17 protein-coding genes are annotated in these 18,156 nt (G+C 64.8%); all 17 read left to right on the forward strand.

The window, feature by feature from the left end; all coding sequences use genetic code 11:
• Positions 1 to 176: 176 nt before the first annotated feature.
• The 17 genes from tssB to tssK all read left to right on the forward strand — a co-directional run bounded on the left by tssB (position 177) and on the right by tssK (position 18,156).
• Complete coding sequence (tssB, locus tag ACCQ07_RS10535; protein WP_014090188.1) at positions 177 to 683, forward strand: type VI secretion system contractile sheath small subunit; 507 nt, start codon at positions 177 to 179, stop codon at positions 681 to 683.
• Complete coding sequence (gene tssC, locus ACCQ07_RS10540; protein ID WP_372364084.1) at positions 676 to 2,193, forward strand: type VI secretion system contractile sheath large subunit; 1,518 nt, start codon at positions 676 to 678, stop codon at positions 2,191 to 2,193. The genes tssB and tssC overlap by 8 nt, the downstream gene beginning before the upstream one ends.
• Positions 2,194 to 2,292: 99 nt before the next feature.
• Complete coding sequence (locus tag ACCQ07_RS10545; protein WP_031422681.1) at positions 2,293 to 2,796, forward strand: Hcp family type VI secretion system effector; 504 nt, start codon at positions 2,293 to 2,295, stop codon at positions 2,794 to 2,796.
• Positions 2,797 to 2,828: 32 nt separating this feature from the next.
• Positions 2,829 to 3,662: a type VI secretion system accessory protein TagJ gene (locus ACCQ07_RS10550; RefSeq protein WP_014090190.1), complete on the forward strand. Its 834-nt coding sequence runs from the start codon at positions 2,829 to 2,831 to the stop codon at positions 3,660 to 3,662.
• The gene (gene tssE, locus ACCQ07_RS10555; protein WP_372364085.1) at positions 3,650 to 4,153 is read left to right on the forward strand and encodes a type VI secretion system baseplate subunit TssE; all 504 of its coding nucleotides are present in this window, start codon (positions 3,650 to 3,652) and stop codon (positions 4,151 to 4,153) included. Before ACCQ07_RS10550 ends, tssE begins: the two co-directional genes overlap by 13 nt.
• 2 nt (positions 4,154 to 4,155) lie before the next feature.
• Positions 4,156 to 6,033 (forward strand): type VI secretion system baseplate subunit TssF, encoded by a 1,878-nt coding sequence (tssF, locus tag ACCQ07_RS10560; RefSeq protein WP_372364086.1) that lies wholly within the window; start codon positions 4,156 to 4,158, stop codon positions 6,031 to 6,033.
• The gene (gene tssG, locus ACCQ07_RS10565) at positions 5,997 to 7,007 is read left to right on the forward strand and encodes a type VI secretion system baseplate subunit TssG (RefSeq protein WP_031422684.1); all 1,011 of its coding nucleotides are present in this window, start codon (positions 5,997 to 5,999) and stop codon (positions 7,005 to 7,007) included. The genes tssF and tssG overlap by 37 nt, the downstream gene beginning before the upstream one ends.
• Positions 7,008 to 7,039: 32 nt before the next feature.
• Entirely contained in the window at positions 7,040 to 9,742 is a 2,703-nt protein-coding gene (tssH, locus tag ACCQ07_RS10570) for a type VI secretion system ATPase TssH (RefSeq protein WP_372165778.1), read from the forward strand.
• Between the two features lie 11 nt (positions 9,743 to 9,753).
• Positions 9,754 to 10,203 carry a hypothetical protein gene (locus ACCQ07_RS10575; RefSeq protein WP_372165779.1) on the forward strand — a complete coding sequence of 150 codons (450 nt, stop codon included), beginning with the start codon at positions 9,754 to 9,756 and terminating at the stop codon, positions 10,201 to 10,203.
• Between the two features lie 191 nt (positions 10,204 to 10,394).
• On the forward strand, positions 10,395 to 10,943 hold the full coding sequence (locus ACCQ07_RS10580; protein WP_218495372.1) for a hypothetical protein: 549 nt from the start codon (positions 10,395 to 10,397) through the stop codon (positions 10,941 to 10,943).
• Positions 10,944 to 11,149: 206 nt separating this feature from the next.
• Entirely contained in the window at positions 11,150 to 11,692 is a 543-nt protein-coding gene (locus ACCQ07_RS10585) for a hypothetical protein (RefSeq protein ID WP_008577832.1), read from the forward strand.
• A 164-nt stretch (positions 11,693 to 11,856) separates the two neighbouring features.
• A complete protein-coding gene (locus ACCQ07_RS10590; protein WP_228972437.1) occupies positions 11,857 to 12,213 on the forward strand; it encodes a hypothetical protein in 357 nt (118 codons plus the stop codon).
• A complete protein-coding gene (locus tag ACCQ07_RS10595; protein ID WP_014090197.1) occupies positions 12,210 to 12,779 on the forward strand; it encodes a toll/interleukin-1 receptor domain-containing protein in 570 nt (189 codons plus the stop codon). The genes ACCQ07_RS10590 and ACCQ07_RS10595 overlap by 4 nt, the downstream gene beginning before the upstream one ends.
• A gap of 175 nt (positions 12,780 to 12,954) precedes the next feature.
• The gene (locus ACCQ07_RS10600; RefSeq protein ID WP_029819435.1) at positions 12,955 to 14,892 is read left to right on the forward strand and encodes a type VI secretion system Vgr family protein; all 1,938 of its coding nucleotides are present in this window, start codon (positions 12,955 to 12,957) and stop codon (positions 14,890 to 14,892) included.
• Positions 14,893 to 14,900: 8 nt separating this feature from the next.
• Positions 14,901 to 15,440: a DUF6931 family protein gene (locus ACCQ07_RS10605; protein WP_303401533.1), complete on the forward strand. Its 540-nt coding sequence runs from the start codon at positions 14,901 to 14,903 to the stop codon at positions 15,438 to 15,440.
• Positions 15,437 to 16,822, forward strand: coding sequence for a type VI secretion system-associated FHA domain protein TagH (gene tagH / locus ACCQ07_RS10610; protein WP_372364087.1), 1,386 nt, complete (start codon positions 15,437 to 15,439; stop codon positions 16,820 to 16,822). The genes ACCQ07_RS10605 and tagH overlap by 4 nt, the downstream gene beginning before the upstream one ends.
• Positions 16,819 to 18,156, forward strand: a complete 1,338-nt coding sequence (tssK, locus tag ACCQ07_RS10615; RefSeq protein ID WP_014090200.1) for a type VI secretion system baseplate subunit TssK — start codon at positions 16,819 to 16,821, stop codon at positions 18,154 to 18,156. The genes tagH and tssK overlap by 4 nt, the downstream gene beginning before the upstream one ends.

Here is an 18,156-nt window from a genome sequence, read left to right on the forward strand (position 1 = left end):
GTCATTGGATCCTGCGGGAAAGCCCATCACGCACACCCATACCTGCCATCCCGGCGTTCGATTTCATTCCGCCGACGGCAACGCACACGATGCACATCCGGTGCAAGGGATACGCCTTTGCCACATGGCCGCTGCAACCGCAGCGTCCAGCAACCACGCAGATCATCGGAGGCCGCATGTCCGTTCGCAGCAGCAGTCAGAAGTTCATTGCCAGGAATCGCGCGCCTCGCGTGCAGATCGAATACGACGTCGAGATCTACGGCTCGCAGAAGAAGGTGCAGGTTCCGTTCGTCATGGGTGTGTTGTCGGACCTGTCCGGCGCCAATACAGAAAACCTGCCGGCGCTGGAAGCACGCGAGGCAGTGGAAATCGATGTCGATAATTTCGACAGCCGGCTGCGTGCCATGCAACCGCGGGTGGCAATGAGCGTTTCCAACACTCTCACCGGCAGCGGCGAATTACCTGTCGATATCACCTTCGACAGCCTGGACGATTTTTCGCCCACCGCCGTCGTGAAAAAGGTGGCACCGCTGGCCGAGCTGCTGGAAGCGCGTACCCAACTGGCCAATCTGGGCACGTATCTCGACGGCAAGGCCGGCGCCGAGCGCTTGATCGCCGATGCGATCAAGGATCCCACCTTGCTGCGCTCGCTGGTCGCGGCCCCCAAGTCGACGGATGAGTAACCCCATGGCGACCCAGAATTCTTCCGCTGCCCAAGACCTTGCCGATGCCCAGCCGCTAACCCGTCAATCCGACGACTTTGCGGCGCTGCTGACCCGCGAATTCCGTCCGCGCAGTGAACGCGCCGGCGAAGAAGTGCGGTTGGCTGTGCGCACCCTGGCCGAGCAGGTGCTGGAACGCAGCGACATCATCAGCGACGACCTCGCGCAGACCATCAATGCGTATGTTGCCGAGATCGACCGCAAGATCACCGAGCAACTCAACCTCATCCTGCACGCACCGCAGTTCCAGGCGCTGGAGGGTGCATGGCGCGGCCTGCATTATCTGGTGAGCAATACCGAATCGAACACGCAGTTGAAGATCCGCGTGCTCAACGTGTCCAAGAAGGAGCTCGCCAAGAACCTCAAGCGCTTCAAGGGCACCGCCTGGGACCAAAGCCCGGTGTTCAAGAAGATCTACGAGGCCGAGTACGGTCAGCTGGGTGGCGAACCGTATGGCTGCCTGATCGGCGATTACCACTTCGACCACAGCCCGCAGGATGTCGACACGTTGCGCGGCATCAGCCAGATTGCGGCCGCTTCGCATGCGCCCTTCATCGCCGCTGCGGGTCCCGGACTGATGGGGATGGAAAGCTGGAGCGAGCTCTCCAACCCGCGCGATCTGGCCAAGATTTTTTCCACCCCCGATTACGCGGCATGGCGGTCGTTGCGCCAGAGCGAGGATGCCAAATACCTGGCGCTGGCCATGCCACGCACGCTGGCACGGCTGCCGTACGGCGCCAAGACCGATCCGGTGGAAGCGTTCGACTTCGAAGAAGACACTCAGGGCGCCGATTCGTCGCGCTACACCTGGCAAAACGCAGCCTACGCAATGGCGGTCAACATCAACCGCTCATTCAAGCAGTACGGTTGGTGCACGCGCATTCGCGGCGTGGAGTCGGGTGGGGCGGTGGAAGGCCTGCCGACGCATACCTTCCCGGCCGACGACGGCGGTGTGGACATGAAGTGCCCGACCGAGGTGGCCATCACCGACCGCCGTTCGGCGGAACTGGACAAGATGGGGCTGATGCCGCTGGTGCATCGCAAGAACACCGACATGGCCGCCTTCATCGGTGCACAGTCGCTGGGCAAGCCCGAGGAGTACGACGACCCGGATGCCACCGCCAACGCGGCACTGAGTGCACGGCTGCCGTATATGTTCGCTTGCTGCCGTTTCGCGCATTACCTCAAGTGCATCGTGCGCGACAAGATCGGCTCGTTCAGCACGCGCCAGCAAATGCAGAGCTGGTTGACCGATTGGGTGATGAACTACGTCGACGGCGACCCGGCCAATTCCAGCGAAGAAACCAAGGCACGCAAGCCCTTGGCCGCCGCCGAAGTGGTGGTCGAAGAGGTCGAGGGTAACCCCGGTTACTACACCTCCAAATTCTACCTGCGCCCGCATTACCAGCTCGAAGGCCTGACGGTATCGCTACGCCTGGTCTCGCGCTTGCCATCGGCGCAAGCCGCCTGACCGCTTTCAGGCTTGGCTTTCAACACTAACGACCTGCGGCTGGCATAGCCGCCGGGTCGGCTCTGCCTTTCCTGCACCACCCACCACTGGAGAAGTTCCATGGCTTTCGATATGCATCTCAAATTCGGCTCGGGCGACGTCGAGATCAAGGGCGCGTCCAACCATTCCAAGCACAAGGATCAAGTGCCGATCATTGCCTGGTCGTGGGGCACCAGTAACACCGGCAACCTGCACACCGGCGCCGGCTATGCGGCCGGCGGCAAGGCCAACGTGCAGGATATTTCCGTCACCAAGTACGTCGACAGCTGCTCCAACGCCTTGCTCAATGCCTGCTGCACGGGTGCGCGTGTGGATTCGGCCACGTTGTACGTGACCAACGCCACCGGCGAGCAGACCGACTACGTCACCATCGAGCTGAGCGAGGGCGTGATGATCACCTCGGTGTCCACCGGCGGCAGCGGTGGCGAAGATCGTCTGACCGAAAACGTGACGCTGCATTTCGGCAAGTTCAAGTACTCGTTCCAGCCGCAGGACGACAAGGGCAAGAAGCAGGGCGGCACCAAGGACTTCACCTTCAACATGCAGGAAGTGAAGAAGTCCTGAGCCAACGCAGTCCGACCGGAGCGCCAATGTCGATGTCCATCATCCATCCCGAACATGCCTGTGCCCGCCTGATCAAGGCAGACAATCCCGAGGCCTCGTTGGCGACCGCCAAGGAGTGGGTGCGGCAATGCCCGGCCGATGCCCAAGCGCGCATCGGCTTGTTCCAGCTGCTGGCCGTGGTGGGCGACTGGGAGCGGGCGCGGCAGCAGTTGCTGCTGGCGGCAGACCTGGATCAGGCCTGGATCGGCGTGGCTGGCGCGTATGCGCGCATCCTCGACGCCGAACGTGAGCGCGAGCAGGTGCTGGCCGGTCGGATGATGCCACTGATGCCTGGTCAGGTACCGCAGTGGCAACACGATCTGCTGCAGGCATTGCAACACGATCGCGACGGCGAGCCAGCGCAGGCCGCACGACGGCGTGCGCTGGCACTGACTCAAGCCGATGCCATCGCGGGGCACGTCGATGGCGAACGTTTCGACTGGTTGGCGGACGCCGATCCACGGTTTGGGCCTTGCCTGGAGGTCATCCTCGAAGCGGGCTACGCCTGGCTGCCGTTCGCCCAACTGCGCAGCCTGCGTTTCGAGGTGCCTGGCAGTCTGCGCGACATGCTGTGGCAATCGGTGGAAATTCAATGGCGCGACGGCACGCACAGCCGTGGCGTGGTGCCTTGTCGTTACCCCGGCAGCCACCACAGCGACGACGGCGCGATCCGTCTCGGCAAGCGCACCACCTGGCAGGGCGAAGACCTGTCTGCCTGCGGTCTGGGGCAACGCCTGCTGGCCGGCAGCGAAGACGACTACCCCTTGCTCGATATTCGCCATATTGCATTCGACACCGCCGCGGTGGCAGCGCCATGGCCGAACTGACCCAACAAGAGCGGCTGCAGCCCTCGCTGCTGGACCGTTTGATCGACGACCGTCGGCATGAGCTGGCCGAGAGCCGCGACGCGCGCGCGATCGGTCCGGCCAAGCTGCGCGACTGCGTCATGCGCGACCTGACCTGGTTGCTCAACTGCACCCGCCATTGGCATGAGGACGCACTGCAAGCGTATCCGCATGTCGCCACCTCGGTGCTCAATTACGGCATTCCCGATCTGGCCGGCGCGCGCCTGGCCGGACTGGACGTGGTCGAGCTGCAGAACCGTATCAACGCCGCCATCGTGGCGTTCGAGCCGCGGCTCGCTGCGGCCAGCCTGCAGGTCACCGCCAAGGTCGATACCGGCCGCATGGACCGCATGTCGCTGTCCTTCGTCATCGACTCCGAACTCTGGGCGCAGCCATTGCCATTGGCGCTGTATCTGCGCACCGATCTCGACCTGGAAACCGGTCGCTTCAGTCTGTCGCCCGGAGCGCACTGAGCATGGATCCGCGCCTGCTCCACCACTACAACCGCGAGTTGCAGCATGTGCGCGAGATGGGCGCGGAGTTCGCGCAGGCGTATCCGAAGGTCGCCGGCCGGCTCGGCATGAGCGGCATCGAGTGCGCCGACCCGTATGTCGAACGCCTGCTGGAAGGGTTCGCGTTCCTGTCCGCGCGCGTGCAACTCGAATTGGAGGCACAGCAACCGGTATTCGCCCAGCACCTGATGGACATGCTGTATCCGCATTTCCTGTCGCCGGTGCCGTCGATGGCCGTGGTGGAGCTGCAACCGGAGCAGGGCGAGGGCATCGGTCCGGCGGGGCATCTTGTGCCGCGGGGCAGCGCGCTGCGCTCGCTGATCGGGCACGGCGACCGCACGGCGTGCGAGTATCGTACGGCGCATGCGGTGACGCTGTGGCCGCTGCGTCTGACCGCCGCCAGCTACCTGGCCTCGCCGGCGGCGCTGGCCACGCTTGGCGTGCCGGTCGAGTCGCGCGCGCGCGCCGGCCTGCGGTTGGTTTTCACTGTGAATGCCGGGCTGCGTCTGGACATGTTGGCGCTGGACACACTGCCGATCTTCATCACCGGCGCCGACGGACTGGCCGGCAGCCTCTATGAGCAACTGCATGCCAATGCGTTGGGATTCGTGGTGCGTGCCCGCGCCGCGGATGGGCAGGTGCTCAGTCGCAACTTCGGCCCCGAGCATCTGCAGCCACAGGGCTTCGACGATGAGCAGGCATTGCTGCCGCGCAGTGAGCGCTCCTTCAGCGGCTATCGTCTGTTGCAGGAATACTTCGCTTGCCCAGAGCGCTTCCTGTTCGCCGCCTTCGATGGCCTGGCACAGGTGCTGCCGCGCGCGGCCTGCACCGAGTTCGAGATTGTGGTGTGGTTCGATCGTGCCGTCGAACGGCTCGACAATGCCGTGGATGCGAGCAATTTCCGCCTGCATTGCACCCCGGCCATCAACCTGTTCCCCAGGCGCGGCGATCGCATCCATCTGCAGCCCGGCATCTGCGAGCATCATGTGCTGGCCGACCGCACGCGGCCGATGGACTTCGAGATCCATGGCGTGGAGCAGGTCGAGGGCTTCGGCGATGGCAATACGTCGATGCAGCGTTTCGAGCCGTTCTATGGCGCGCAGCCGCGTAGCTGGCATGAGCGGCGCTCGGCGTTTTATGCGCTGCGGCGTCAGCCGCGTCGGCTGTCGACCGGGCAACGCCGCACCGGGCCGCGCTCGAGCTACGTCGGCAGCGAAGTGTTCCTGTCGCTGGTCGATGGCGATCAGGCGCCGTATCCGCATCAGCTGCGGCAATTGGGCATGCAGCTGTGGTGCAGCAACCGCGATCTGCCGCTGCATATGCCGGTGGGCAAATCCAGCACCGACTTCGTGCTGGACGATGGCGGCCCGGTGGCGGCGATCCGCTGCGTGGCCGGTCCAACGCGACCGCGCTCGGGCGTGACCGCCGGCGATACCCGCTGGCGCCTGATCAGCCATCTTCAGTTGAACTATCTCTCGCTGCTGGAGGCCGGCGACGACGGCGCCACCGCAGTGCGCGAGATGCTCACGCTCTACCACGACCCGCACGATGCCGCGGCGCGGCGCCAGGTCGAGGGCGTGCGCCGCATTGCCTCACGCCCGATCGTGCGCCGCATTCCGGTGCCGGGCCCGGCCACCTATGGCCGCGGGCTGGAGATCACCTTGACCTGCGACGACGCCGCGTTCGAAGGGCAGGGCGTCTACCTGCTCGCCTCGGTGCTGCGGCATGTCTTCGCCCGCCAGGCATCGCTGAATTCCTTTACCGAAACCGTGCTGTGCACGCTCGAACGTAACGAGGTCGTCCGATGGCCAGCCCATCTCGGCAATCGGCCGATCCTCTAGCGTTGCTGGCGCACCTGGAGGCGCAGCCGCAGGACTTCGAGTTGTTCGAGGCGTTGCGGCGGCTGGAGTGCGCGCATCCGGCGCAACCGCGTCTGGGCCAGGCAGCACGGCCGTTGGAGGAGCCGGTGCGCTTGGGGCAGCGCGCCTCGCTGGAGTTCCCGCCGCGCGATATCGACAGCCTGCAACCGGGCCCGGACGGTCTTCCGCCGACGCTGCGGACGCTGGCCTTGGGTTTGTTCGGCCCGCATGGCGCGCTGCCGCTGCATCTGACCGAACACGCGATCGAACGCGAAGGGGCTGGTGACCCGACCTTCGCCGCCTTCGCCGACATCTTCCACCACCGCATGATCGCGCTGTGGTACCGCGCCTGGGCCGATGCGCGCCCGACCGTGCAGATGGATCGTCCGGGCGAGGACCGCTTTGGCGCGCGGCTGGATGCGCTGACCGGCGTGGACCAACCCGCGCTGCGCGGCCGCGATGCGATGCCGTTGGCCGCACGCCGGCACTTCGCTGGCCGCTTCGTCGCCCAGGCACGCAATGCCGAAGGCCTGCGTGCGGTGCTGATCGGCCTGTTCGATGTCGCCGTGCAGGTGCAGGAATTCGTTGCCAACTGGTTGCCGTTACCCGAAGAAGGACGGCTGCGGATGGGACGTGCTGCTGCGCGCATGGGGCGTGACGCCACGCTAGGCGCATCGGCGCGCAACGCCCAACACCGCTTTCGCCTGCGGATCGGCCCCTTGGAGATCGCCCGCTACCGCGAGTTCCTGCCGGGCGGCCAGGCCCTGGAAGTACTGACCGCCGCAGTACGCGGCTACGTCGGCGACGAGCAGGCCTGGGACCTGCAATTGGTGCTGGCGCGCGAAGACGTCCCGTTGCCGCTGATGGGGCAGGGCCAGCGCATCGGCCTGTCGCTCTGGCTCGGCCACTATCGCCGCCCGCGCGATGCCGACCAGCTTGTACTCGCACCGTCCTGATCGACCTCTGTATCCACTTTTCTGGAGTTCCCATGGCAGACATCAGTCGCGCCGCCTTGTTCGGCAAGCTCAACAAGACCACGTATCGCGGCATCGAATCGGCCACCGCCTTCTGCAGGCTGCGTGGCGACCGCGAGGTGGATCTGCTGCATTGGCTGCATCAGTTGCTGCAGGCGCAAGACGGCGACCTGCATCGCATCGTGCGTCATTTTTCGCTCGATGCGGCGCGACTTGCGCAGGACCTGACCGCAGCGCTCGATCGGCTGCCGCGCGGCGGTGGCGGGCACTTCGATCTGTCGGCCAGCGTGGAAGAAGCAGTGGAACGCGCCTGGGTGCACTGCACGTTGCGCTACGGCCGGCAACGCATCCGTGGCGGCGACCTGCTGGTGGCGATCCTGCATACGCGCAGCCTGCGCAACGGCTTGCTGGCCATGTCCAGCGAGTTCGGCAAGCTGCGCGCGGAAGCACTAGCGGACGATCTGGACGCCATCGTCGCCGGCTCGCCGGAGGACGATGCCACCGATATTGCGGCGGCCAGCGCTCCCGCCGGACCAGCCGCCGCTGGTGGGACTGCTGCGCTCGCGCTGTATACGGTCGATCTCACCGCACAGGCACGCGAGGGCAAGCTGGACCCGATCATCGGCCGCGACGACGAGATCCGCCAGGTCGTCGATATCCTGATGCGCCGCCGCCAGAACAACCCGATCCTGGTTGGCGAGGCCGGTGTCGGTAAGACCGCGGTGGTGGAAGGCTTCGCACAACGCATCGCGCGCGGCGATGTGCCGCCCGCGTTGAAGGACGTGCAGCTGCGCACGCTGGATGTGGGCCTGCTGCAGGCCGGCGCCAGCATGAAGGGCGAATTCGAGCAGCGTCTGCGCGCAGTCATCGACGAAGTGCAGGCCAGCCCCAAGCCGATCATTCTGTTTGTGGATGAAACCCACACCCTGGTCGGCGCCGGTGGCGCGGCCGGTACCGGCGATGCGGCCAACCTGCTCAAGCCGGCACTGGCACGCGGTACCTTGCGCACCGTAGGCGCGACCACGTTTGCCGAGTACAAGAAGTACATCGAAAAAGACCCCGCATTGACGCGGCGCTTCCAGGCCGTGCAGGTAGACGAGCCGGACGAGGCCAAGGCCGTGCGCATGATGCGCGGCGTCGCTTCGATGATGGAACAGCACCACCGTGTGCAGATCCTGGACGAAGCGCTGGAAGCGGCAGTCAAGCTCAGTCACCGCTATATCCCCGCGCGGCAGCTGCCGGACAAATCGGTGAGCCTACTCGACACCGCCTGCGCGCGCGTGGCGGTGAGCCTGCACGCTACGCCTGCGGAAGTGGACGACAGTCGCCGCCGCATCGAATCGCTGGAGACCGAACACGCCATCATCGAACGCGAGCGTGCAATTGGTATCGTGGTGGAGGAGCGTGCTGCCGCTTGCGCCAACCTGCTGGAAAGCGAACATACCCGCCTGCGCGAGCTGGAACAGCGTTGGGTTGCCGAAAAGGCGTTGGTCGATGAGCTGTTGTCGCTGCGCGCCCAACTGCGGGCCGGCAATGCGCCGGTGGAAGGAACTGGCAGTGGGTTGGAAGCGGAGGCCGAACAGAGCGCGCCTGGCGATATCGCCGTGCTCGATGCACCGGTGCAGGTGGATCGCGACACGCTGTTAGCACGCCTGCAACTGGTACAGGCCGAACTGGCCGCACTCCAGGGCGAATCGCCTTTGATCCTGCCAACCGTCGATTACCAGGCTGTGGCCGCCGTGGTCGCCGACTGGACCGGCATTCCGGTCGGGCGCATGGCGCGCAACGAGATCGACACCGTGCTGCGCCTGCCCGAACTGCTGGCCAAGCGCGTCATCGGCCAGGACCACGCGATGGAGATGATCGCCAAGCGCATCCAGACCAGCCGCGCCGGCCTGGACAACCCGGACAAACCGATCGGCGTGTTCCTGCTGGCCGGCACCTCCGGCGTGGGCAAGACCGAAACCGCACTCGCTTTGGCCGAAACCTTGTACGGCGGTGAGCAGAACCTGATCACCATCAACATGAGCGAGTACCAAGAGGCGCACACCGTCTCCTCGCTCAAAGGCGCACCGCCGGGCTATGTGGGCTATGGCGAAGGTGGCGTGCTGACCGAAGCGGTGCGACGCAAGCCGTACTCGGTGGTGCTGCTGGACGAAGTGGAAAAAGCCCACCCGGACGTGCACGAACTGTTCTTCCAGGTCTTCGACAAGGGCTGGATGGAAGACGGCGAAGGCCGCCGCATCGACTTCCGCAACACCTTGATCATCCTCACCAGCAACGCCGGCACCGACTTGATCGCCAGCCTATGCAAGGATCCGGAACTGATGCCCGATCCAGACGGCATGGCCAAAGCCATCCGCGAACCGTTGTTGAAGGTGTTTCCGCCGGCATTGCTGGGACGGTTGGTGGCGATTCCGTATTACCCGCTCAGTAACGCCATGCTTGGCCAAATCGTTCGGCTGCAGTTGAACCGCATCAAGCAGCGGATCGAGGAGCGCTACAGGATTCCGTTCGAGTACGACGATTCGGTGGTGGAGCTAGTGGTCTCGCGATGCACGGAGAGCGAGTCAGGTGGGCGGATGATTGATGCGATTTTGACTAACTCGATGTTGCCGGAGATCAGTCGGCAGTTTCTCACTCGGGTGATTGAGGGCAAAAAAATCAATCATTCGCGCGTATCGGCCGTGGCGGATGGCTTTTTCTACGAATTCTGAGGGCAGAAAACATGGTGGCCAAGGCGACGGTGTATCTGAATGGTATCGAGCGCGGCAGCAGCGATGCCGCCATGGGTGGCGGGAGGCGGGGAGGGCCGGTCAACGATCTCGCCGATCACGCCGAACGCAAAGCCTGGCGAGAAGCATGGCCAAGGATCTGTCGTGAAGTACGGGCGACCGCGGACGGAACGCCATTCGAGATCACCATCGAAGTCAACATGACGATCTGCGCGGACTGCCAGAAATGGATGATTGTTGAAGTTCGTCGCCATCTCGGCCAGTTGGGTCGAGTTTTTACCTTTCATGCCACGGTGGGAAAGGAAAAGCCGGTTGTCGTTGCGCGTGACACGGTGTGGAACGCGAAGGTCGGTCAATGCCGACTTTGGAAGGCTGATCGAAGCGATCTGCAGATGGGTCGTGTACGAAAGCACGAGGTGATCTATGAAAAGACGCGAGGATAGATGCGTACTCATTTGATCGCCGGCCGTGCATGCAATTGCAGAAAAGCTGCGATCCGAGGACGTCCGCTGCCAGACCCAATCGCGCAGCGCGCATCTGACGCGAAACGTCGGTTTGCATCTAGTGAGAGTTGGCTGCAGAAGGTGTGCTTCGACGCTTCTCCATCGCTGCATCAACAAGAACGGGATCCGAAATGGTCAATGCAAAGTACATCACAGAAGAAACCGCAGCCCATGGTCGCGTGCTGGCCTTTCCGAACGTCAGTTCATGCGTGGCGGTAGTCGTCGTGTTGCCGGATGAACTCGTCGGTTGGCACGTCACGGTGAAGACGCTCGACTCGATCGACAAGGGCATGGCCGCGCAGGGGGCCGCAAAGTTTCTTGACTATGCCAGAAGCGGGACACCCCGCAGGCTGCTCATCGTGGGTCACGTCACCCACCATGACCCCACGGCGCTGCGCGATTGGGTGCGGGCTCAGCTGGCTGTCGACCTGCCCACGCAGTCTTTCGATATCACCAGGCACCGCAAGGCAGAGACGAATGTCGCGTACCACCTCTTCTTTGAGCATAACGGCCACGACATTCCGCAGATCACCTTCAAGAATTCGACGAAGGTGGGAGTAAGCAACGTCACCAATGGCGAGAGCGGAGTGCCGAATGGAGGGCTGCCCGTTCACAACCGCAGTGCGGACTTCACGGTCAGTCGCTGGCACACGCTGCGGCGCCATTTCGTCGACGTATGACCTCCGGAGCTAGCAAGACAAAGAACGCGCCAGCGGACATGCATCGCATCTTCCCGCCGCAGAGAGAGCGATACCGCAAAGCGCCCTCCGGAAAACTTGGGTCAGAGTGAACTTCCTTTAGCTCGGTGGACGACATTCATTGATAGCTGCCAGGCAGGGCGATACCCCGCGACAAAGAACACATGTGCACATGAGAGGAGGCTTACATGTTGGAAAAGAAGATCAAGGTTGGCGATGACGCCAGCTGGCTTCCTAGAAAAGAAGGGGAGCTAACAGGCAGCGGTGGCTTGATAGAGGTGCCCGGTACGGTACTGGAGGGGTACGCCACGAAGTACCTTCCTTTCATCCCGAATGCCATCAGTGCAGTCCATTCGGGAGGACTGGATGTGATCAGTTACAACTTTAGCGGCTGCTTGATGGCTGCCTACACTGCTCAGGACGGGCGGAGAATGGTTTGCCACGTGTCGACGGGTGAAGGAAATGATTGCAAGAGCGCCTGGGACCAAATTAGGAGTACTTCGACGAACGTCCTTGAGTTTCGTCCATCCGATTACATCGACACCAAGGGACGTTCCTTAGCCGGGTGCTACGGACTGATCACAAACGATGATCGGAGTCTGGCCATTACCGTGGTTTCAGGTAAAGACCCGAGCTCAAGGTTCATCTCTGCAATTACCGTGGTTTCAGGTAAAGAGCCGAACTCAAGGTTCATCTCAGCGATTAAAAAGATGAGGTTCTGGCGGGATTAATGCGTTCCGCCCCTGGCGTGATGCGCAGGGCGAGGGCGATGCGTGGATCGACAGTTCGCACAACGACAAGAAGATGCTGCCGTTCGTGGCGCTGAACACGGCACTGTTCAAGATGGCGACACAGACACAAGGATCTGATCACGCGGCGCCAGTACGACGCGGGCATGGCGCAGATGGGACTGCCGAAGGACTTCAGCTCGCGCTACGTCGAGGAGTCCGGCTATGCGCCGAGCAGCGAGGACGGCCTTGTGGAGGAGTGGATCAAACCCGGCCTGCGCGCGGAAGGCAGCGTCTGGCGGCGGCACGTGCTAATCCGATCGGGGCATTCCTCTGTTGATGCGCTGCACGATTCAACGACTATTACGGAGAACGACATGGACAACGCAGTGACAGGGGCGCACGGCCAAGCCGGCTTGCATTGGGTAGGCCATGTAGGCCATGAACGAGTTGGATTTCGGGATCCCCGTGGAGTAATGCTGCGATCGCGCGTGCAGGATCCTGCAAGGCGGGTGAGCGCATGAGCTGCAGAATCCTCACCAGCTTCGCCATGGCCAACCATGGCTCGACCTTCATGCACTGGCTGCGTAGCGAGTTGATGAAGAGCCTTGGGCTCTACGACATCGATGCGGTGTATGTCGATTCGATCGTGTCGCGGTCCATCGACGATCGTGCCACGGTCGCTCCCGATACCCGCGCGCACATGCGTTCGCCAACGGGCGCAATGCCCATCGGTGCGATGCGCGAGGACTGGAATGCGCTGTACCAGGCGGCGATGCGCCAGGCGCAGTTGATGCTGTTTTGCTACACGGACGAGTTCAGGGACAGCCAGTGGTGCCGGCAGGAATGGGACCAGTTCATCGGTCAGAAGGCGGGGCGTCCTGCAGATCGACCGCTACGCGGGCTGATACTGGAATTCACCACCGATGCATGCACGCTGCCTGGGAGTCGTGGTGATGGCGTGACCCGGATACCGGTCGCCAAGACCGATGGCGGGCGCTGCGGGCTGGCCTGGGACAAAGGGGACTACATCCTGTCGAGCACGGATTATGCACGGGTGCTCGCCCAGATCCAGCAGCTGATCCGTTAAGAGGGCATGCCGGGCATCGAGGCGATGCCATGGCGTGAGCGGGAAGACCTACTCGTCGCCGGTATGTGTGGCATCGCGATTTTCGATTTCCTGCGAGCCAGCGCGGCCGGCAAAGTCATCGCATGCCATCGACCTCCGCGCCGATGTACCGCAAGACCACTCCGGGAGCCTGATCATGGCCCACGCCATCACCCTGCAGTCGCCGCTGGGCAAGACGCTGCGCTTTGTGCGGATGAGTGCGCACGAGGCGCTGGGGCGCCCGTATGCGTTCGCCTTGCATGGCATCAGCCGCGATGTGGCGATCGACCTGCGCGCTCTGCTGGGCAAGCCGATGGCGGTCAAGGTCACTTCGCCTCAGGGCTATGTGCGGCACTATCACGGCATTGTCGCCGAAGCCGAGCAGACCGGTTTCGAGCAGATCGAGGGGCTGCGCTACGCCACCTATGCCTTCTCGCTGGTGCCCAAGCTGTGGTTGCTCGGGCAGCGCCGCGATTGCCGGATCTACAAGAACAAGAGCGTGCCGGAGCTGGTGCGCGCATTGCTGGCCGACGTTGGCTGCACCGACGTCAAGTTGCGCCTGAGCGCGAGCTACCGGCCGCGCGAATATTGCGTGCAGTACCGCGAGAGCGGGCTGGACTTCGTCAGCCGGCTGATGGAGCAGGAGGGCATCTACTACTACTTCGAACACAGCGCCAGCACGCATACGCTGGTGCTGGCCGATAGCCTTGGCGGCCACGAGGCGGTGGCGCCGTTCGCGCAGATTCCGTACTGCCCGCCCGGACAGAAGGGCAGCCGGATGAAGGACGCAATCACCGACTGGTCGCTGGCGCGCAGCGCGCACAGCACGCGCGTGCGGTTGGACGACTACGACTATCTCAAGCCCAAGGCGTCGCTGCGGGTGAACGAGACTCCTGCCGAGTCCTCCGGACCGGCGTTGGGTGAGCTGGAGGTGTTCGACTATCCCGGCGAGCATCTCGATGTCGCCGCCGGCCGCCGCCACGCACAGGTGCGTGCCGAAGCACTCAACGTGGCGCAGGCGCAGTACCAGGGCTGGACCGATGCCTGCGGTTTGCAGGTGGGCGCGTTGTTCAAGCTACGCGACTTCCCGCTGGCCGAGCACAACCAGGAATACCTGGTGACCAGCGCGAACACCGAATTGGTCGAAGTGGATTATGTGTCCGGTGGCGAGACGGTTGCCGAGCCGTTTGCGTCCACCTTCCGAGCGCTGCGCAGCCGGCAGCCGTACCGCAGCCCGCAGACCACACCGCGTCCCAGCATCGCCGGATTGCAGACCGCGGTGGTCGACGGCAAGACGCCCGAGGACATCGCGGTCGACCAGCACGGCCGCGTCCAGGTGAATTTCTTCTGGAGCCCGCCGGGAACGCCGAACGCCGACTGTTCGTGCCCGGTACGTGTGGCGCAGGCGTGGGCGGGCAAACGCTGGGGCGCGCAGCACATTCCGCGTGTTGGCCAGGAGGTGGTGGTGAGCTTTCTGGAAGGCAATCCGGATCGTCCGCTGATCATCGGCAGCGTCTACAACGCCGACCAGATGCCGCCGTATGCACTGCCCGAGCACCGCACCCGCAGCGGAGTGAAGAGCCGCAGCTTGTTGGGCGGCGCCGAGGACTACAACGAGATCCGTTTCGACGACAAGAAGGGCAACGAAGAGCTGCTGCTGCATGCGCAGCGCGATCTGCGCCACGAAGTGGAGAACGACCATTTCGTCACTGTCGACCGCAACGAGACCGCGGAGGTCAAACGCGAACGCAGCCACACCGTGGGCGGCAACGACCGTCTGGACGTGGGCAAGGCGCTGCGCATCCAGGCCGGCAGCGAGATCGAGCTGGTGACCGGCATGGCCCGCCTGCAGCTGAAGGCCAGCGGCGAGATCGTGCTCAGCGGCACCCGGCTCACGCTCGATGGACGCGTCAGCGTCGGCATCCAGGGCGGCGTCAGTGTCGATGTCAGCGCGATGGCCAACCTGACCCTACGCTCGAACGCGTCGGTGCTATTGCAATCCAACGCCGTGACCACCGCGCGCGCCAACGCGGCGCTGCTGTTGCAGTCGTCCGGTCCGGCCGTGCTCAAGGGCACTCCGCCCATCATCGCCTGAGGACCGCCATGTTGCAGATTCTTCCCGCCGCGCGGCAGATGCGGCTCTCTCCCTGCGCGCATGCCGCCCTGGCGCCGGACATGGCGCCGGAGACTGCCGTGCGCGAATTGCTGGCGCGCGGGCTTGCCCAGGACGCGTTGCCGTTGGCGTTGCGCTTGTTGCCCAGGCCGTATGCGGTGGCGTGGTTGTGCCAGTGCATGCGCGCGCAAACGCTCAGCGGCCACGACAGCGAAGGTCTGCGGTTGGCGCAGGCGTGGGTGCAGCAGCCGGGTCCCACCCAGCGCGAGAGCGCACGCGCATTCGCCGCCGACGACGACTACCAATCGGTCGGCGCCTGGCTGGCGGCGGCCGCGGCCTGGAGCGATGGCAGCCTGAGCGAGGAGGACGGCCCGCCGGTGGCCGATCACCTGACTGCGGCGGCGGCCGTGGCGGCGTTGCTGCATCTGGCTGGGCGCGAGCCTGCAACCTTCGAAGCGCAATTGGTGCGCTGGAGCGAAGATGCCGCACGGCTGCTGTCGGGACTACGCGTGCGCGAGCGTGCGCCATGAGCGCGGCCTCGCCCAGGCTGACGTTGACGGTGCGCGATGCCCAGGCGGTGCCGGGCAGCGCGCCGCCGCAGGCCAGCTTCGCGGCAGAAGGCGGGCGCATCGGCCGCGACGCCTCCTGCGACTGGGTGCTGGAAGGCGAAGGCGTATCGCGCCTGCATGCCAGCGTGCGCCATCTCGATGGCGTGTATTTCATCGAGGATCACAGCACCAACGGTGTCCTGCATAACGGCGTGCCGCTGCGTGCCGGCTTCCCGGTGCCGCTGCATGCCGGCGACGCCTTGCGCATCGATGCCTTCGAGATCGACGTGGCGGTGGAAGGCGCAGGCGTCACCGCTGTTCCGGCGGCCACGCAGACCTGGAATCACGCCGAGCCGTGGACACTGTCGCCGACGCCACCACCGCAGCCATCCCAGCAACCGCCGCTGGAGCGCGAGCGCGATGTGTTTGCCGAACTTGGGGCAGCGTCGACGCAACCGGCCGACACCGACCCGCTGGCCTTGTTCGCCACTTCGTTCACGCTGGCCGGCAGCCAGGGCGATGCGGCGGCGTTCGGGCTGGGGCATGCGCCGGCAATGGCTGACGCTTACCGTGCCCCCGTGGCCGTGCCGGCTGCCGCTGGCGTCGTGTTGCCCGAGCATTGGGATCTGACACGCAGCGAATTTGCGTTGCCGCCGGCTGCCGATGCAATCGCGGCCGTGCCAACGCCGTTGCAGCCCGCGCCAGTTTCCATCGTCGCCGCGGCGCCAGCACCGACACCGACACCAATGCCAATGCCGGCCTCGGCAAGCGAAGTCGCGCCGGCATCGACGTCCACCACGGTCCCCACCGCGGCGCAGCCGGTCGTCGCACAGTCGCCGGATGCACCCGAACTGCCTGCGCTGTTCGCCGCCATGACCGCAGGCCTGATGGATGTATTGCGCGCACGCGCCGAGCTGAAGAACAGCCTGCGCCTGCCGGTCACGCTGATCCAGCGCACGGAGAACAACCCGCTCAAGTTCGCCGCCACCGTGGACGAGGCGGTCGCCCGCCTGTTGGCGCCAGCAGGCCCCGGCTATCTGACCGGTGCGGCTGCGATCGACGAAGCCATGGAGGACATCGGGCGTCACCAGGTGGCCTTGCTGGCCGGCATGCGTGCGGCCTTCGAGCATGTGTTCACCCAGTTCGATCCGGCACGCTTCGAGGCAGACGCCGCCGGCCATTCCGCGCTCGCGTCCTGGGGCAATCGGCCCTGGCGACGCTACGCGCAGCACTACCGCGAGCTGCTCGGCGATCCTGACGAGCGCTTCCGCCGCCTGTTCGGCGAAGAGTTCGCCCGCGCCTACGAACAACAGCTGGCCCGCGCCAAGACGCAGGCCCAACCCGCAGACGGCGACCGAGCATGACCCCCTACAACAAGGTGATCTGGAGCGAGGGCCTGTTCCTGCGCCCGCAGCACATGCAACAACAGGAGCGCTATCTCGAGCGCTACATGGAACTGCAGGCCGGCGCGCTGCGGCCGCATGCGTGGGGATTCAGCCAGTTGGAGCTGGAGCCGGAACTGCTTGCCATCGGCAAGCTCGGCATCCGCCGCGCCCGCGGTTGCTTTCCTGACGGCACGCCGTTTTCCATTCCCGATCGCGATCCGGCGCCGCCAGCCTTGGACGTGCCGGCCAACTGCCGCGACCAGGTGGTGAGCCTGGCGCTGCCGCTGCGCGCAACCGCCCAACCCGATAGCGCCTGGCCTGATGGCGATGGCAGCCGGCTGGCGCGCTATCGCGTGGGCGAAGCGGAAGTCGGCGATGCCTCCGGCAGCATCGCCGGCACCGTGCTGCTGGAAGTGGGCGTGCTGGCCAGTCGCCTGCGCCTGCAGTCCGAACCGGGCGAAGGGCTGGTGGAGGTGCCGATGGCGCGCATCGTCGAATGCCGCGCCGATCGACGGGTGATTCTCGATGACGCCTTCATCCCGACCGCCAGCCGGATCGAAGGCGCAGCGCGCCTATCTACGCTGCTGGCCGAGTTGCTGGGGCTATTGCACCAGCGCGGCCAGGCGCTGGCCGAACGCGTGGCCGGCAGCGACCGGGGTGGCGTGGCGGAAATCGCCGACGTGCTGATGCTGCAGGTGATCAACCGCTACCAACCGCTGGTGGCGCATTGGGCGAGCGCGCCGTTGGAGCATCCCGAAGCGCTGTACTGCGTGCTGCTGGGGATGGCTGGCGAACTGGCGACCTTCACCCGTGCCAGCAAACGCAGCGGGCCATTCCCGCCGTATGCACACGATGCGTTGCAGGCGAGCTTCGAGCCGGTGGTGGTGTCCTTGCGCGAAAGCCTGAGCGCGGTGCTCGAACAGTCGGCGATCGCCGTGCCCTTGCAGCAACGCAAGTACGGCGTCTGGGTGGGCATGGTGCCCGATCCTTCCTTGCTGGACTCGGCGGCGTTCGTGCTGGCGGTCAAGGCCGATCTGCGCGCCGAAGACTTGCGCAAGCGGCTGCCCACCGAATCGAAGATCGGCCCGGTGGAGAAGATCCGCGACCTGGTGAACCTGCAATTGCCAGGGGTGGCCGTGAGCGCGCTGGCGATGGCGCCGCGGCAGGTGCCGTATCACGCCGGTTGCGCCTACTTCGAACTCGATCGGCAATCGTCGCTGTGGAAGACGCTGCGCACCTCCGGTGGCGTGGCGCTGCATTTCGGCAGTGGTTTTCCCGGCCTGGAACTGGAGCTGTGGGCGGTGAGGAATTGA

The organism is Xanthomonas sp. NCPPB 3583 (assembly GCF_041475715.2).
In the GTDB taxonomy this organism is placed as follows: Bacteria; Pseudomonadota; Gammaproteobacteria; order Xanthomonadales; family Xanthomonadaceae; genus Xanthomonas; species Xanthomonas euvesicatoria.

Excerpts from the sequence above, each read along its gene's own strand:
- tssB (WP_014090188.1), top strand. The coding sequence starts at position 177 with ATGTCCGTTCGCAGCAGCAGTCAGAAGTTCATTGCCAGGAATCGCGCG.
- tssC (WP_372364084.1), top strand. The coding sequence starts at position 676 with ATGAGTAACCCCATGGCGACCCAGAATTCTTCCGCTGCCCAAGACCTT.
- ACCQ07_RS10545 (WP_031422681.1), top strand. The coding sequence starts at position 2,293 with ATGGCTTTCGATATGCATCTCAAATTCGGCTCGGGCGACGTCGAGATC.
- ACCQ07_RS10550 (WP_014090190.1), top strand. The coding sequence starts at position 2,829 with ATGTCCATCATCCATCCCGAACATGCCTGTGCCCGCCTGATCAAGGCA.
- tssE (WP_372364085.1), top strand. The coding sequence starts at position 3,650 with ATGGCCGAACTGACCCAACAAGAGCGGCTGCAGCCCTCGCTGCTGGAC.
- tssF (WP_372364086.1), top strand. The coding sequence starts at position 4,156 with ATGGATCCGCGCCTGCTCCACCACTACAACCGCGAGTTGCAGCATGTG.
- tssG (WP_031422684.1), top strand. The coding sequence starts at position 5,997 with ATGGCCAGCCCATCTCGGCAATCGGCCGATCCTCTAGCGTTGCTGGCG.
- tssH (WP_372165778.1), top strand. The coding sequence starts at position 7,040 with ATGGCAGACATCAGTCGCGCCGCCTTGTTCGGCAAGCTCAACAAGACC.
- ACCQ07_RS10575 (WP_372165779.1), top strand. The coding sequence starts at position 9,754 with ATGGTGGCCAAGGCGACGGTGTATCTGAATGGTATCGAGCGCGGCAGC.
- ACCQ07_RS10580 (WP_218495372.1), top strand. The coding sequence starts at position 10,395 with ATGGTCAATGCAAAGTACATCACAGAAGAAACCGCAGCCCATGGTCGC.
- ACCQ07_RS10585 (WP_008577832.1), top strand. The coding sequence starts at position 11,150 with ATGTTGGAAAAGAAGATCAAGGTTGGCGATGACGCCAGCTGGCTTCCT.
- ACCQ07_RS10590 (WP_228972437.1), top strand. The coding sequence starts at position 11,857 with ATGGCGCAGATGGGACTGCCGAAGGACTTCAGCTCGCGCTACGTCGAG.
- ACCQ07_RS10595 (WP_014090197.1), top strand. The coding sequence starts at position 12,210 with ATGAGCTGCAGAATCCTCACCAGCTTCGCCATGGCCAACCATGGCTCG.
- ACCQ07_RS10600 (WP_029819435.1), top strand. The coding sequence starts at position 12,955 with ATGGCCCACGCCATCACCCTGCAGTCGCCGCTGGGCAAGACGCTGCGC.
- ACCQ07_RS10605 (WP_303401533.1), top strand. The coding sequence starts at position 14,901 with ATGTTGCAGATTCTTCCCGCCGCGCGGCAGATGCGGCTCTCTCCCTGC.
- tagH (WP_372364087.1), top strand. The coding sequence starts at position 15,437 with ATGAGCGCGGCCTCGCCCAGGCTGACGTTGACGGTGCGCGATGCCCAG.
- tssK (WP_014090200.1), top strand. The coding sequence starts at position 16,819 with ATGACCCCCTACAACAAGGTGATCTGGAGCGAGGGCCTGTTCCTGCGC.